At 34.2% G+C, this 12,801-nt stretch carries 17 protein-coding genes, 1 tRNA gene and 1 pseudogene; 6 read left to right on the forward strand and 13 right to left on the reverse strand.

The window, feature by feature from the left end:
- Positions 1–30 precede the first annotated feature (30 nt).
- The 5 genes from CEF16_RS23650 to CEF16_RS07965 all read right to left on the reverse strand — a co-directional run bounded on the left by CEF16_RS23650 (position 31) and on the right by CEF16_RS07965 (position 2,156).
- Entirely contained in the window at positions 31–183 is a 153-nt protein-coding gene (locus CEF16_RS23650) for a hypothetical protein (protein WP_170031703.1), read from the reverse strand.
- Positions 176–490, reverse strand: a complete 315-nt coding sequence (locus tag CEF16_RS07950; protein WP_091585170.1) for a hypothetical protein — start codon at positions 488–490, stop codon at positions 176–178. The genes CEF16_RS23650 and CEF16_RS07950 overlap by 8 nt, the downstream gene beginning before the upstream one ends.
- A gap of 12 nt (positions 491–502) precedes the next feature.
- Positions 503–718, reverse strand: coding sequence for a hypothetical protein (locus tag CEF16_RS07955; protein WP_091585168.1), 216 nt, complete (start codon positions 716–718; stop codon positions 503–505).
- A gap of 405 nt (positions 719–1,123) precedes the next feature.
- Positions 1,124–1,714: a helix-turn-helix domain-containing protein gene (locus CEF16_RS07960; RefSeq protein ID WP_091585166.1), complete on the reverse strand. Its 591-nt coding sequence runs from the start codon at positions 1,712–1,714 to the stop codon at positions 1,124–1,126.
- A 199-nt stretch (positions 1,715–1,913) separates the two neighbouring features.
- Positions 1,914–2,156 carry a hypothetical protein gene (locus CEF16_RS07965; RefSeq protein WP_091585164.1) on the reverse strand — a complete coding sequence of 81 codons (243 nt, stop codon included), beginning with the start codon at positions 2,154–2,156 and terminating at the stop codon, positions 1,914–1,916.
- Positions 2,157–2,581: 425 nt separating this feature from the next.
- On the opposite strand from CEF16_RS07965, the gene CEF16_RS07970 reads away from it, so the two are divergent.
- The 3 genes from CEF16_RS07970 (at position 2,582) to CEF16_RS07980 (ending at position 4,717) form a co-directional block, all read left to right on the forward strand.
- Positions 2,582–2,911 carry a hypothetical protein gene (locus CEF16_RS07970; RefSeq protein WP_091585162.1) on the forward strand — a complete coding sequence of 110 codons (330 nt, stop codon included), beginning with the start codon at positions 2,582–2,584 and terminating at the stop codon, positions 2,909–2,911.
- A gap of 142 nt (positions 2,912–3,053) precedes the next feature.
- Complete coding sequence (locus CEF16_RS07975; protein ID WP_245917978.1) at positions 3,054–3,374, forward strand: tyrosine-type recombinase/integrase; 321 nt, start codon at positions 3,054–3,056, stop codon at positions 3,372–3,374.
- 791 nt (positions 3,375–4,165) lie between these two features.
- A complete protein-coding gene (locus CEF16_RS07980) occupies positions 4,166–4,717 on the forward strand; it encodes a CBO0543 family protein (protein WP_091585160.1) in 552 nt (183 codons plus the stop codon).
- Positions 4,718–4,971: 254 nt separating this feature from the next.
- Here the strand turns inward: CEF16_RS07980 and CEF16_RS07985 are convergent, their stop codons facing one another.
- Together CEF16_RS07985 and CEF16_RS07990 are read right to left on the reverse strand one after the other, a co-directional pair.
- Positions 4,972–5,502 (reverse strand): DUF5906 domain-containing protein, encoded by a 531-nt coding sequence (locus CEF16_RS07985; protein WP_091585158.1) that lies wholly within the window; start codon positions 5,500–5,502, stop codon positions 4,972–4,974.
- A gap of 125 nt (positions 5,503–5,627) precedes the next feature.
- A complete protein-coding gene (locus CEF16_RS07990) occupies positions 5,628–5,870 on the reverse strand; it encodes a helix-turn-helix domain-containing protein (RefSeq protein ID WP_245917801.1) in 243 nt (80 codons plus the stop codon).
- A gap of 162 nt (positions 5,871–6,032) precedes the next feature.
- Between CEF16_RS07990 and CEF16_RS07995 the strand changes: the two genes are divergently transcribed.
- Both CEF16_RS07995 and CEF16_RS08000 read left to right on the forward strand, forming a co-directional pair.
- Positions 6,033–6,446: a helix-turn-helix domain-containing protein gene (locus CEF16_RS07995; RefSeq protein ID WP_091585154.1), complete on the forward strand. Its 414-nt coding sequence runs from the start codon at positions 6,033–6,035 to the stop codon at positions 6,444–6,446.
- An 11-nt stretch (positions 6,447–6,457) separates the two neighbouring features.
- Positions 6,458–7,630 (forward strand): tyrosine-type recombinase/integrase, encoded by a 1,173-nt coding sequence (locus CEF16_RS08000; protein WP_245917802.1) that lies wholly within the window; start codon positions 6,458–6,460, stop codon positions 7,628–7,630.
- A gap of 388 nt (positions 7,631–8,018) precedes the next feature.
- On the opposite strand, the gene CEF16_RS08005 is transcribed toward CEF16_RS08000, so the two are convergent.
- From CEF16_RS08005 to CEF16_RS08025, 6 genes are all read right to left on the reverse strand, one after another.
- A tRNA-Val gene (locus CEF16_RS08005) sits at positions 8,019–8,094 on the reverse strand.
- A 274-nt stretch (positions 8,095–8,368) separates the two neighbouring features.
- Positions 8,369–8,503 (reverse strand): hypothetical protein, encoded by a 135-nt coding sequence (locus tag CEF16_RS24820; RefSeq protein ID WP_281259158.1) that lies wholly within the window; start codon positions 8,501–8,503, stop codon positions 8,369–8,371.
- Positions 8,504–8,723: 220 nt separating this feature from the next.
- The gene (locus tag CEF16_RS08010; RefSeq protein ID WP_091585152.1) at positions 8,724–10,100 is read right to left on the reverse strand and encodes a DHA2 family efflux MFS transporter permease subunit; all 1,377 of its coding nucleotides are present in this window, start codon (positions 10,098–10,100) and stop codon (positions 8,724–8,726) included.
- A gap of 197 nt (positions 10,101–10,297) precedes the next feature.
- Complete coding sequence (locus CEF16_RS08015; RefSeq protein ID WP_091585150.1) at positions 10,298–10,903, reverse strand: FMN-binding negative transcriptional regulator; 606 nt, start codon at positions 10,901–10,903, stop codon at positions 10,298–10,300.
- A gap of 23 nt (positions 10,904–10,926) precedes the next feature.
- Positions 10,927–11,445, reverse strand: a complete 519-nt coding sequence (gene paiA / locus CEF16_RS08020; protein WP_091585148.1) for a spermidine/spermine N(1)-acetyltransferase — start codon at positions 11,443–11,445, stop codon at positions 10,927–10,929.
- 25 nt (positions 11,446–11,470) lie between these two features.
- Positions 11,471–11,923 (reverse strand): MarR family winged helix-turn-helix transcriptional regulator, encoded by a 453-nt coding sequence (locus CEF16_RS08025; protein ID WP_091585146.1) that lies wholly within the window; start codon positions 11,921–11,923, stop codon positions 11,471–11,473.
- Positions 11,924–12,063: 140 nt separating this feature from the next.
- Between CEF16_RS08025 and CEF16_RS08030 the strand changes: the two are divergent.
- Positions 12,064–12,678: pseudogene (locus tag CEF16_RS08030) on the forward strand (YczE/YyaS/YitT family protein).
- The last annotated feature ends 123 nt before the right edge of the window (positions 12,679–12,801 follow it).

Below are 12,801 nucleotides of genomic sequence, written 5' to 3' on the forward strand. Positions count from 1 at the left end.
TTGGGGTCAATCATTAACTTCATTCATTTATCACATCCCTTCATTAAAATATTCCTCTTCTTCCTTCATCCATCCATATTCATCATCAATCATTGAGAATGAACCGGCATGATACATTTCACTTTGTTTTTTTGCAGGTTCGCTGTAAAATTCATCCTCTTCATTCTCGGCAATTTTATCCATAAAATGAATAAATTCTGAAGTGCTCTGCTAGTTTATACAAAGCTAATTGCTTGTCTTGTCCTTCTTGAAAATCAAATACCATGTCTCTCAGGTCTTCAATATCTTTCATTAATGATTTATTCATTTTTTGTGATTCTTTCCACCTATTAATGGTATTTTCAACATTAAACATATACTCATCCATTCTTTTCTTTGGAAGTGTTACCGTTTTCTCTGATTGGTTCATTTCAGGAAAGTGCTTTGCCTTTGTATCCATGTTTTGCTGCTTCTTTTCTGCTCCCTTTTTGAAATCGTAAATTTTTGTCATTCACCATTCCTCCTAGTTTTTATTTATCTCAGATTCTACTTCAGCTTTAGCTTGCTTATACTCTTCTGGAAACTCTTTTTCAATGAAATCATCAATCTCAAAAACATCATCGTTATGTAAGTTAAATTTGTTTGAAACAGAATTGTAAATTTCATTATCGTCAAAACACTCGGCAATAATCATCGTTGTTACTTCATATAAAGATAATTCTTCATGATTCATACTCATTCTCCATTCCTCCATTATTTTTTATTTACTTAAAGACTGTTCAATTAGACTAAATGCTTCTTCATCTTCTAGTTCTTCATTTGATTCCATAACCATACTCATAAGTAGACTACCGTCATCATGAGCTTCAGCAAATCCCCTAACATGCTTCGCTAACGTTTCAAAAGCTAATTTGTATGCATCAATTGATACTTCTTCTACTTCTCTTTCTAAAACGTTACATCAACTAACTCACTACTTTTATCATGGATTGCTCTAACCAATACGTCAAAGTCTTTTACACCAATTGTTTCATTTGAATTATTCATTATCCATTCCTCCATTAATTTTTAGATTTTCCCCTTGCCTTGTTCCAACGAGCAACCATTGATACTACTACTATTCTTTTAGATTTTAACCACCTCCTTAAATTATTTCTATATCAAGATGCTTTTTTAAAACATCTTTTAAATCTTCCATTAATTGTTCATCTTTCTTCCTCATACCTGCTGGTTTACCCCAGTTAGTGGAAAGAATATATGTAAAAATATATAATGCATCAATTTCATCACGACTTCTTTCTTCAAAAACATTCACTATTTGTTTTACTACACTTGATTTATGGCTATTATCTCCATCAGCTATGTGTTCAAATATCTTATTTACTAAAACCTTCTTATTTCTAAGGCTATATAGACGGCTTCTTTCAGAAGATAAAGGATCACTAATAAGAATTTCCCCATCAGTTTCTACTTCCTCATATTCTTTTGCAGAAAGTTTTTCAATATGTGCTATTTGCACATCAAGCTCTTCAACCTCATTAAGTTCCTTTTTATTAAAAAATGTAGGATCTATACCATTAAATAGTTCTGATAATTTTGGAAGATGTTTTTTAGGTATATACCTCGTTTTTCCTTTTATATAATCGGTTATAGTCTGTTTACTAACTCCCAACTCTTCTGCTATTTCTTTGTATTGATAATCAAAAATTTTGGCGCAATATTCTAATGGATGCAACTTTAACCCTCCAAATCTGACTGGTCAGATTTGTAAATAGTTTTTATTAACTTTTTAAATAATTTTTTTAGACGTGACTCTTCATATATAAATAGAATTGCTGAGAGGGACTAATTTTTGCTGTTTCATGCCATATATGGTCATTCTGAGAAAAAGAAAAACGCCTACTATAATCAGTAAGCGCTTAGTCTAGAGTTTCTTATTTATTTTTTCTCTCTATAAGAGTTCCATCTTCTTTTTCTCTAAAAACAGGTTTATTAAATGCCTCTTTAAACCAGTCTATGTTTTTCTCTAAATCTTCAACCGTCTCCCAAGTAAGAAATGAACCATCAGCTTCTACGAATCCCCAAGGTTTACCATCATCCTTAAAATACACTTCCGCAATGCTATATAATTCACTTCCGTCTTTTTGTTTGGATTTTATTATTCTGTAATCCCACATAGCTGATCCTCCTATAACGTGGAATAATTAATTTAACAAAATCATATATTAGATTAGTTTAATTTTTGTCATCTCTGCCTTATCGAATCTGTTGTTAATCCATACTTCCTCTAATTCTAAATTCTTTAATGCATATATCACCAACCGTAACCGATGCTTCCTTAATTATTAAATTGCCTAAATATTTAAGTCATTTAGTGGATTATACTTCTCATTCTGTTCTTTTAAATCCTGCCCCCCATAGTGCCAAATAGTTTTTAATGTTTTAAAAATGGATATACGTGAAATATTGTTAATTACTTACCTGTAAATAAAAATATCTTATATTTTCTTTTCATACCTATTTATAACTACCGTTTCCTAGGAAAAACCCAGGTAATAGAATCAAGTGGAAAAAATCTTTTATTAGAAGGAGTTTTTTTGAAATGGGCCATATTCACATGGATGAGAAAACAAAAAAATGGGTCAGAAAGAATGGAAATACGGTTGCGCTGTATCCATTCCACCTCTTTAACCTCAAGAAGAAAAAAGAATTAGTCGATGTCATGGTAACAAACGAAGTTCCGACAAAAGCGGTGCATGACATGGTCTTCACCCATGTAGATGGAATTGATGTTTATATCCATCAGGACATTCAAGCAAAACGTGTACTGAAACTCCAAGTTACCGGCTTTGGTCCTTTTGAACATCTGCGTTGCTGTGGAACGAAGCGTTTTCGGCGCAAACAAGAGCCTCTCGAGATTTTAGAAAATTAAAAAGAAAGTAAACCTATCCGGTAATGGATTGGTTTTTAAAGAACCAAAAACTTCAAAATCTAAAAGACAGATTTCCATTTCAACATTTGTCGTTAATGAACTAAAAGAGTTTAAGAATAATCAAGAATAATTTAAATCTGATATTGGCTCGGTTTATAATGACAGAGGTTTAGTTACTTGTTTAGAATTCGGAAAACCAAAAGACCCTCGCAACCTTTCGCGTGAATTTTATCGTCTTATCGAAAAAGCAAACGTGCCCAAAATAAGCTTTCATGATCTACGTCATACTAATGCCACTCCCATGTTGGAAATTGGTGAGAATCCTAAGGTTGTGTCTGAACGTTTGGGACATAGTCGTGTCGGAATTACATTAGATAGGTACTCTCATGTAAATCAGGACATCCAGGATCGGGCTGCGGAAAGATTTGAAAACACTTATTTTACTGATGAACAATCACTTTAGCATAGGTGCACAAAATGTGCACAAAGCGCATATATTAGATTTTCCAGTTAATTAATTATCTGCACTAAAATAGCAAAAAACCTCTTGCGCAGCAAGGGGTTTGACTGTTTTATGTATGGTGTCCCGTACTGGGCTCGAACCAGTGACCTCCACCCTGTCAATGTAGGATAGAAAGTATGATTGTAACAGATGGAATATTTTTAACCTTTATATGACAATACATGCCATGTGTTTTAATCGGATCTTTTAGATGAGTTTTATTAAAAATGGCTGAAATTGTCCCCAAACTGTCCCCAATAGCAACCAGTTATAACAGTAGCCATTTATTTTTAATTTTCTATAGAAGTTAAAAAACTTATGATACTTATGATACGCATAGCTTAAAGCCTTATATATCAAGGGATTGAGTGTATCACAAGTTTGTTTAAACTCGTGCTAAATTTTTGATACTTATGATCAAACTCGTGTGTATATGGCATTTAAATCAAAGTATGAATGGCGGTATATAATTTGTATAAATAAATCCCATACATACAAAATCTTAAATAAGGCTTTGTATGTATGGGATGCTTAATTTCTCATGATCTTCTACAATCGCGCTCTAATGCTGAAGATAATATATACTTGATTTAAAGTGTTTTCCGAATTTTATGAAGTGCCAATCGACAGTTCGTACTCCAACCAGAAACGATTCAAGACGGTTATAGCACCACCATTTTTATGAATTTTGCATAATGATTTTTCATACGGGAAAACCTAAGTATTATCATGGAGTTTACGGGGGTGAGGGTGTGAATAACAATCAATATCCTTCTTGGGATGAAATAGTAAATCTTCGAGAAGAATTTCGAGATTCCTATTGGGCGTATTGGATAAATGAAAATTTGTTTTCCTTTGGTTGGTTTTTACAATTCGGGTTAAACATTCTGTTTATATACATTGCTTACAAATTATTAGATAGAACACGTTTATTTGAATTATTAACTGCAGGTGGCATAATAGCTATTTTAAGTTCACTATTAGATTCTATTACTATCCAAAATGTTTTAACTACATATCCCAATAGCTTTACACCAATATCTCCACCATTTGTCACATCCACAGTAGTTATACTTCCCATTGTTTATATGCTACTGTATCAGTTTTTCTCAACTTGGCAATCTTTCATTATAGCTAACGTGATATCCGGGGCCATATTGGCTTTTGTTATTGAAAATTTATTTCGTTGGTTAGATATTTATCAATACATTCAATGGAATTCCTTTTTCTCCTTCATCGTCTATTTAGTAATGGCGGTTATTTTGAAATGGATAATGAATTACCTTATGAAAGCTCAGAAGTAGCTAAAGAATTGTCCCCAAAATGGCTGTACTAATAAAAAATGCCCTAAACTGTATCAGTCTAAGGCATAAGAAAAAGCCCTATGTATCAAGGGGTGTAAGTTTACGTGTTATGGTGTCCCGTACTGGGCTCGAACCATTGACCTCCACCTGTCAATGTAGGATAGAAAGTATGATTGTAACAGATGGAATAATTTCAAGACTGATACTATGGGATATCCCTTAGGTTTTAATTAATCTGTTCCATTGGATAAAGTTTAATATAAAATGGCTGAATTTGTCCCCAGCATTGTCCTCAATAGCCACAAGTTATAACAGCCACAAATATATATTTCTTGTTTTCTATAGAAGTTAAAAAACTTATGATACTTATGATACACATAGCATAAAGCCTTATATATCAAGGGATTGAGTGTATCACAAGTTAGCTTTGGATCTCGCTCCTCTTTGGTGAATGTTCGTGTAAATTCAATAAGCACCCATCTTCTGAAGAAAGAATGGCCTAATTCATTGGATGGTGGAAGCTCATTCGCTGAAAACATCAATTTCGCAAAAGGGATAAAATCAAAGCTATCTTTTCCCTTCTTCTCAGCGTTCACCGTGTCCCCTGAAGTAATTTTCTTAAATACTTCGCTTCCATCCATCAACTTAGAAGAAAGATCCGCTGAAATATTGGCTAGTTTTCCGTGTAAATGTGCAAGTTTAAAACGGTTATGCTGTAAATCTTGTAAAGCCACATTCGATACATTTTCATGTCCTAAAAAACGTTCAATTGCATACAGTAACACCGATTTCCCGTTTGAACCTGTACCCGTTAGCATTTATGTCAGGTGTTTCAATCACTACACCTTCTGGTACTTCTAGAAGCTCAATAATTTCTTTCACGCTGTCCACCTCCTTTTATTTAGTACGTTTACCCATTACATATCCTTTTATGATTGATTTTTTCTATCATTTCAACTAAAAAAATATCATCAATCTCCACGTTTAAACCCTCTGATATTTTTCTGCTTACCTTTGGTGACGGGGAATAATCTCCATTCAATATCTGTGATAGGTACGTTTGCGAAATTCCTATTTCTCCAGAAAAATCCCTTAGTGACTTACCTTCCCTAGCGATCATAAGCCTTAATTCCTCGGTATCTTTTACAGTCATTTTAACCATAGCTCCACCTACCTTTTATTATTTACATATACATCGTATCACTTGTGAAAGATAAAATCAATCACTTTTTAGATTTTTTTAATCATTTTTATTGATATTTTTAATCACTGCCTTTAATATAGAATTAACGAATATGTAGAGGAGTTTTTCCTTATGTCTGATATTGGAAAATATATAAGAAAAGCAAGGGAAGAAAAAGGTATATCTGCAAGGGAGTTATCTAGACGAAGCGGTATATCTCAAGGTTATATTTCACAAATTGAAACCGGAAAACATAGCACCCCAAAGAAAAGCACTGTCATTAAGCTAGCTGATGCTTTGAAAATTTCTAGAGTTGAACCATTGAGAATAGCTGGTTTTTTGGACGAAGGTGTTGTCAATGCAATCGAGGTTTTAAAAATAAAGGATTGGGAACAAGCTTCACCTCCTGCCACACCTCCTGGAAGTTATGTAGCTGATTTACACGAAATAATCACAGGGAATGAATATGTAGAGTATAAAGGGAAGCGGATCAGTGATAGTGAGAAAGAAAAAATCCTTACGTTAATCGAAACCATATTAGATTAGGAGGTTTTCGCGTGGCTGGTAACGGAAGCATTGAAAAGCGTGGATCTAATTCCTGGCGGCTTGTGTATAGCATGAAATTTAACCAACATGGGAAGCGGATCAAGAAGCAAAAGACAGTTAAAGCCAAAAATAAAACAGAAGCCAGGAGAATGTTAGCTGAATTCATAGCGGAAATTGAAGCAGGGGAATATGTAGATCCTTCTCAAATTAAATTTTCTGATTTTGTGGAAGAGTGGAAGGGAAAACATGCGAAAAAACATTTGTCTCCTAAAACACTGGAAAATTATATGTATCCATTGAATAATTTCATTTTGCCATCATTAGGATACTTTCGCTTGGAAGATATAAAACCTATCCATATTATTGATTACCTGGACAGCTTAGAGCAAGACGGAGTACGAAAGGACGGCAAACCCGGTGGCCTAGCTTCTTCCAGCATCCTCTACCACTACAGAATATTAAAGGACATCTTCAGCAGGGCGCATGAATGGAAAATCATTAAATATAATCCTGTAGCAAGTGTGAAACGTCCAAAAGTGGATCAGGTGAAAACAGAAGTCTATACGGATGAGGAAGTACGGGAATTATTCATTAAATTGCAAGATGAGCCGATCCATCAACGTATAATGATTACACTAGCCATTACCACGGGTTTGAGGCGTGGTGAATTGCTCGGGCTTCAATGGGAAGATATAGACCTGGAGAACAGAACCATAGAAGTAAATCATTCTTTGCAGCATATCAAAGGAGAAGGCTACCATTTAAAGAAACCTAAAACCAGTTCATCAGAGCGTACTGTAGTTATGAATTCGTTTGTTGTAGAAGAAATGAAGAAATACAGCCACCAGAAGAAGAAAGAACGCCTGCAAGCTGCTGAATTATGGGATGGTGGAAAACATAACTTTGTCTTTTCTACATGGAACGGCAAACCTTATTACCCTACTGTTCCCGGCACATGGTGGAGAAGGTTTATCAAGCGCACCGGCTTTAAATATATCCGTTTCCATGATCTTCGCCACACGGCGGCCGCTCTGCTTATCAATCAAGGCGTTCATGCTAAGGTTATTTCTGAGCGGTTAGGCCATGCAGATATTAAAACTACTATGAATGTCTACGGTCATTATATGAGGCAAGCAGATGAAGAAGCGGCGGATAAATTGGATACTTTGTTCAAAGCTCGGTAATGATCCGGGCTTTTTTTTTATGTGCGCACGAATTTATGGATGTATCACAAGTTTGCACACGAGTTTAAAACAACTTATGATACACTCAATCCCTTGTCATAACTGAGATAGGGGGAAACGTATCACAAGTATCGCTTTTTTTTTCACTCCTTATAGGATATATATGTATATATAGTTGCTCAAGAAAAGAATGTTCCTATCTTAATCGGACAATATGCATACAAGTATTTCTATTATTCCTTCTTCAATACCTCAAAATATGCCTTAAAAATATAATTGTCCCCAAATTGTCCCCAAAATGGCTGTACTAATAAAAAATGCCCTAAACTGTATCAGTCTAAGGCATAAGAAAAAGCCCTATATAACAAGGGCTTGAGCATTTGTGTTATGGTGTCCCGTACTGGTCTCGAACCAGTGACCTCCACCCTGTCAAGGTGGCGCTCTCCCAACTGAGCTAACGGAACGTTGCGTTATATTACGTTAAAGTCATTGAAAATCAACGCTATCAAGGTTTACAACCGAAAAATAAAGCGTCCCTTCGATTTGTTCACATTGAACATTATACCGTTAGCACCGTTTCTTTGCAAGGAAAAATTGCGTTTATATGTCGCCATAAGCGCAAAATCGAACAGTCACCCGTCAGGTCAAAACTAATTTCGCTGTATGGCGTATCTCTGCTGCGTGTCGTCTGCTGCCTTCCTCACTGCCTGTTCGACTCTTCCTTCATCGGGTGTTTTTCTATGAGAAAATATCTTCTTTCTTATATTTGTTTTCCTTTGTATATGTATGGAATCTTTCTTCTATTTCTGCATTATTATTGCAGCCCGTCAATAATACAGCTGCTATGACTGCTGTTAATACTTGCTTCTTCATTTTTTCATACCCCAATCATGGTTCGAAACGTTCTCCTGCGCCTTCCTCTTTCATTTCTTGCAGTGCGTTATATTTTAAGCATAATTACAGTCCTTTTAATAAAAATCTCAAAGGTTATTTGAGAAAAGGGATATTAAAGAGTGCTTACCTATTGTTGACGATTATTGAAGAGCGTTCTTGAATAACATGCGCCATTCTCTTCATTGAGGCGATCACACATTTATTTTATACTTTCTTTTATAAACATTGTAAACGTAAGTCCGATTAGCGCTAACATAGCCATCACTATAAACGCATAGGACGTTCCCCAATATGTGCCAACCTCATAAGAAGTGTCCATGATTGAAGTGGTGACACTAATAATAGTAGTGAGAACGATAATGCCAAAAGTCATACCAAATTGGCGTACCGTATTTACAATGGCAGATCCATGAGGGATGTCTGCATCGTCCAAGGCGTTCATACTCACAGTAACAAGTGGCATAAGTGTTAATCCAAAACCGAGCATAAATACACAAAAGTGAATCATTATCCAATAAGGCGAGCTCCCCATGTCTACAGTGTTCAGTAGTAATAACGATATGAACGTGAGGATAAAGCCGATCATGGAGATCTTTTTACCTCCATAACGATCATATAGATTACCGGAAATAATTGTTATGACGGATAGAAGCACCGTTCCGGGAACAAGAATAAAACCAGATAAAAATGCACTGGTCCCAAGAACATCTTGAGCGAACATGGGTAGAATTGTCTCGGCAGCTAGCAAAAGCATCATATTTATAAAGACAAGAATCATTGCCAAACGGAATGTGGGATTACGAAATAATTTTACATTAAGAACTGGCAAGGATAAAGTCATTTGACGACGTACAAAAATGAAAAGGGATATAACGCCAATCAATATTGGCATGATGACAAGCACGTCTGTAATTCCTGTTACACTAATATTACTTAAACCGAAAATAAATAAAGAAAAACCGATTGAAGAAAGGATGATTGAAAAAAGATCTAACGTCGCTTCTTGTTTCTCTAACACATTTCTCATCACAAATATAGCTAAAATTAATGTGATGATTACGATCGGAAGGATCACCCAATGAAGGGAACGCCAACTGAAAAGATCAATAATTAAACCGGATATTGATGGTGCACTAGCAGGTGCTACGTTGACGACGGATCCTAAAAGCCCCATTGCAAATCCTCTTCGTTCGTATGGCAATACTGACAATAATATGGTCTGTACCAATGGGATGATTATGCCTGCGCCAATGGCCTGAACAACTCTAGATAAAACTAATGTGCTAAAATTTTGAGACAATCCTCCCATTACTGTACCCACGACTAAACATGAAAGTGAAAAAACAATGAGGGTTTTCGATGAAAAGGTATTCGATAAATACCCTGTCATGGGAATAAAGATAATGGTTGTGAGTAAGAAAGATGTAGTTAGCCATTGTACTTGAGTTGCATTGACATTAAATTCGTCCATAATTGTTGGATATGCCGTAATTAATAGGAATTGGCTAAATGAAAATAAAAACGATGCTGATAAGATGACAAAAACGACACCTTTATATTCTAATTTTCCTCCCATTCATGATTGAACCTCCTCTTCAGTGAATGCCTTTCCAAAATATAGGCATGATGGCTTGGACTCGCTTTCAAAGCGTAGTTTATCTGCAAAGAAAAGCTCAATTGAACAGCCTTCAGCAATTGTAAGAAAAGAAGTGAAATTCCTCCTGCGTGCTGCGAAAACTCTAGTTCAATAAGGAATGATTTTTATTTGCATTTTTATAAATTTTTCTTCATAAGAGATGCTACTTGTATATTATCTTGTTGAGAAGTGTTTTCTAGATGCTTAATAATTAATTCTTGTCGTTCCACAGGGTGATTTTGGCTTAATTTAGCTTTTGCTTCAATTTTTGTGATTTTTATTCTGAACGCTACAATTCCTTTACTCATTCCTTCAACAAAACTAGGTTCAACATCATTTAAATTGTATGGACTATCAGGGCTTTCATATTTATTTACCAAGTCATTTAAAGAATCGAATATTACTTTTCTATCTTCGACAATCTCCATCTTTCCGTATAAATGGATAGACACATAATTCCAAGTAGGTACTGCTTTAGTTGTTTCGTACCAAGTAGGTGAAATATAACAGTGAGGACCTTGGAAAACCGCAAGGACTTGTTGGTTTGCAGCATCCTTCCATTGCTCGTTCGGACGTGAAAAATGACCATATAAAGCATTTTCAGATTTATTTAACATCAGTGGAAGATGAGTAGCATAGGGTTCTCCTTTATGCTGAGAAAATAAGGTTGCAAAGCCATAATTTTCGATAAAATCATAAATTACTTCTTCATCATCAATTTTAAAATGTTTAGGTATATACACAATAATCCACCTTTCAAAAAAAGTTATATGAGTGTTTTGGTCATTATAAAGTCCACTTGTTCTTCATCACCCATAAAAAAAGAGTGGGCTCCAGTTTGAACAAACCCCATTTTCTTATAAAAAGCAAGAGCATTTTCATTTTTTCCCCATACACCTAGCCAAATTTTCTTTTTATTACGTTCCATAGCAATTTCCATAGCTTTATTTAGCAGATATTTACCAAGCCCATGTTTTTGAAATTTGTTCTTTATATAAATCCTCTCCATTTCAAGTGATTTATCACCCATGTCTTCAGACTGAGCATCATTGGTATTGACCTTTAAATATCCAGCGACTTCATTATTGAAATAAACAAAAAAGAATTGCGAAGAAATATTGGATAATTCTTTTTCTAATTGTTTTAAATTAAATGCCCTTTCCAAATAGGCATTCATATTTTCGGGTGAATTCTGATGCTTAAATGTCTCATTAAATGTTTCATAACTAATTTCTTGAAGTTTGCGTAAATCTTCAAGGGTACACTTTTTTATATTTATAGTCATTTAAAAATGTCTCTCCTTTACATAATCAATAATTTCTCTTGTTTCCTTTTTTTACAAATTCCCAGTCTTTTTCTATATTTTTTCTTACTCTTTGAAGAAGATTGAAAATGGTTTCTACTTCTCTTTCGGAAAATCCCTCTAATGCTACGATATTAGAATAATCATTTTCTCTTTTTATAAAAGGATAAACATTTTTCCCTTTCTCTGTTGGAAAGAGTTTTTTAATTTTTTTGTTATGTTTATCTTCTTTTTTTTCAATAAATCCATTAATTTCAAGTTTTTTTATAGCTCGAGCTGCTGTTGTTCGATCTACTTTTATCATCTCAGCTAACTTTTCTTGAATGATTCCCGGGTTTTCACATATTCGCACAAGGTACAAATACTGCCCTTTTGTAAGGTCATATTCTTTAAATTCTATATTGCTTATAGAATCTAGTGCCCTTGCTATCATTCCAATTTCACGAAGAATTTCCTTCATAATGAACTCCTTAGTATATATTTTTGTTGCAAGTGCAATAAAAATAGCTTATATTAAATTTAACCTAACTTTGTTGCAAATGCAATAAAAAATTATGAAAAAGAGGTCAAATAAAGTGAAATTTTTTTTATGTATTAGGAATTTTAATATTAACCCTTGGTATTTCTTTAACTATACAATCAGACCTTGGAACTTCACCTTTTGATGCCTTTTTTGGTAGTGATTTCCATAAATGCGGGGCTTACTGTGGGAAGTTGGGAAATAATAATAGCTTTAATATTGATATGTTGTAATTCATTTTTAAAAAGACAAAGACCAGAAATTTTGGGGTTGTTAACAGCATTTATAACGGGTATTGGTATTGATATGCGGCTTTTTTTATTGAACAATTTGATAACACCTGAATTATGGTACAGCAAAGTTGTTTGTTTTGGAATCGGCTTAGTTGTTATAGGATTAGGAACTGCAACATATTTACATACAAATTTTGCACCGATTCTAGTTGACCAATTAACATTAATCATACAAAAACTAACTAGAACAAATATATTTTTTTCGAGAACATTCATTTACCTCGTCTTCTTGATATCTGCAATGATTTTGGACCAATTGGGGTTGGAACTTTATTAATCGTTTGTTTAGGGGGACTAATACTTAATTACTTTATGCCATTTACTGAAAAAGTATTAGACCGCATATTAACACACTCTAGTACATCACCAAATTATGATAAAAATAAAAACTATTCGATATAGAATGTTTTTATTTTTCTTGATCAACTAATCTGAACCTTTAGTTTAAGTGCAAATGTTCACAATTTCACATTAATTTTAGCATTAATATCCAATTTTGTTTTGCTTAATTTCACTTTAACGTAA

This window comes from Alteribacillus bidgolensis, from assembly GCF_002886255.1.
GTDB lineage: Bacteria > Bacillota > Bacilli > Bacillales > Marinococcaceae > Alteribacillus > Alteribacillus bidgolensis.

Bases quoted from the DNA above. Each gene is read 5' to 3' on its own strand.
- CEF16_RS23650 (WP_170031703.1), bottom strand. From the start codon at position 183: ATGGATAAAATTGCCGAGAATGAAGAGGATGAATTTTACAGCGAACCT.
- CEF16_RS07950 (WP_091585170.1), bottom strand. From the start codon at position 490: ATGACAAAAATTTACGATTTCAAAAAGGGAGCAGAAAAGAAGCAGCAA.
- CEF16_RS07955 (WP_091585168.1), bottom strand. From the start codon at position 718: ATGAGTATGAATCATGAAGAATTATCTTTATATGAAGTAACAACGATG.
- CEF16_RS07965 (WP_091585164.1), bottom strand. From the start codon at position 2,156: ATGTGGGATTACAGAATAATAAAATCCAAACAAAAAGACGGAAGTGAA.
- CEF16_RS07970 (WP_091585162.1), top strand. From the start codon at position 2,582: ATGGGCCATATTCACATGGATGAGAAAACAAAAAAATGGGTCAGAAAG.
- CEF16_RS07990 (WP_245917801.1), bottom strand. From the start codon at position 5,870: ATGACTGTAAAAGATACCGAGGAATTAAGGCTTATGATCGCTAGGGAA.
- CEF16_RS07995 (WP_091585154.1), top strand. From the start codon at position 6,033: ATGTCTGATATTGGAAAATATATAAGAAAAGCAAGGGAAGAAAAAGGT.
- CEF16_RS24820 (WP_281259158.1), bottom strand. From the start codon at position 8,503: ATGAAGAAGCAAGTATTAACAGCAGTCATAGCAGCTGTATTATTGACG.
- CEF16_RS08010 (WP_091585152.1), bottom strand. From the start codon at position 10,100: ATGGGAGGAAAATTAGAATATAAAGGTGTCGTTTTTGTCATCTTATCA.
- paiA (WP_091585148.1), bottom strand. From the start codon at position 11,445: ATGACTATAAATATAAAAAAGTGTACCCTTGAAGATTTACGCAAACTT.
- CEF16_RS08025 (WP_091585146.1), bottom strand. From the start codon at position 11,923: ATGAAGGAAATTCTTCGTGAAATTGGAATGATAGCAAGGGCACTAGAT.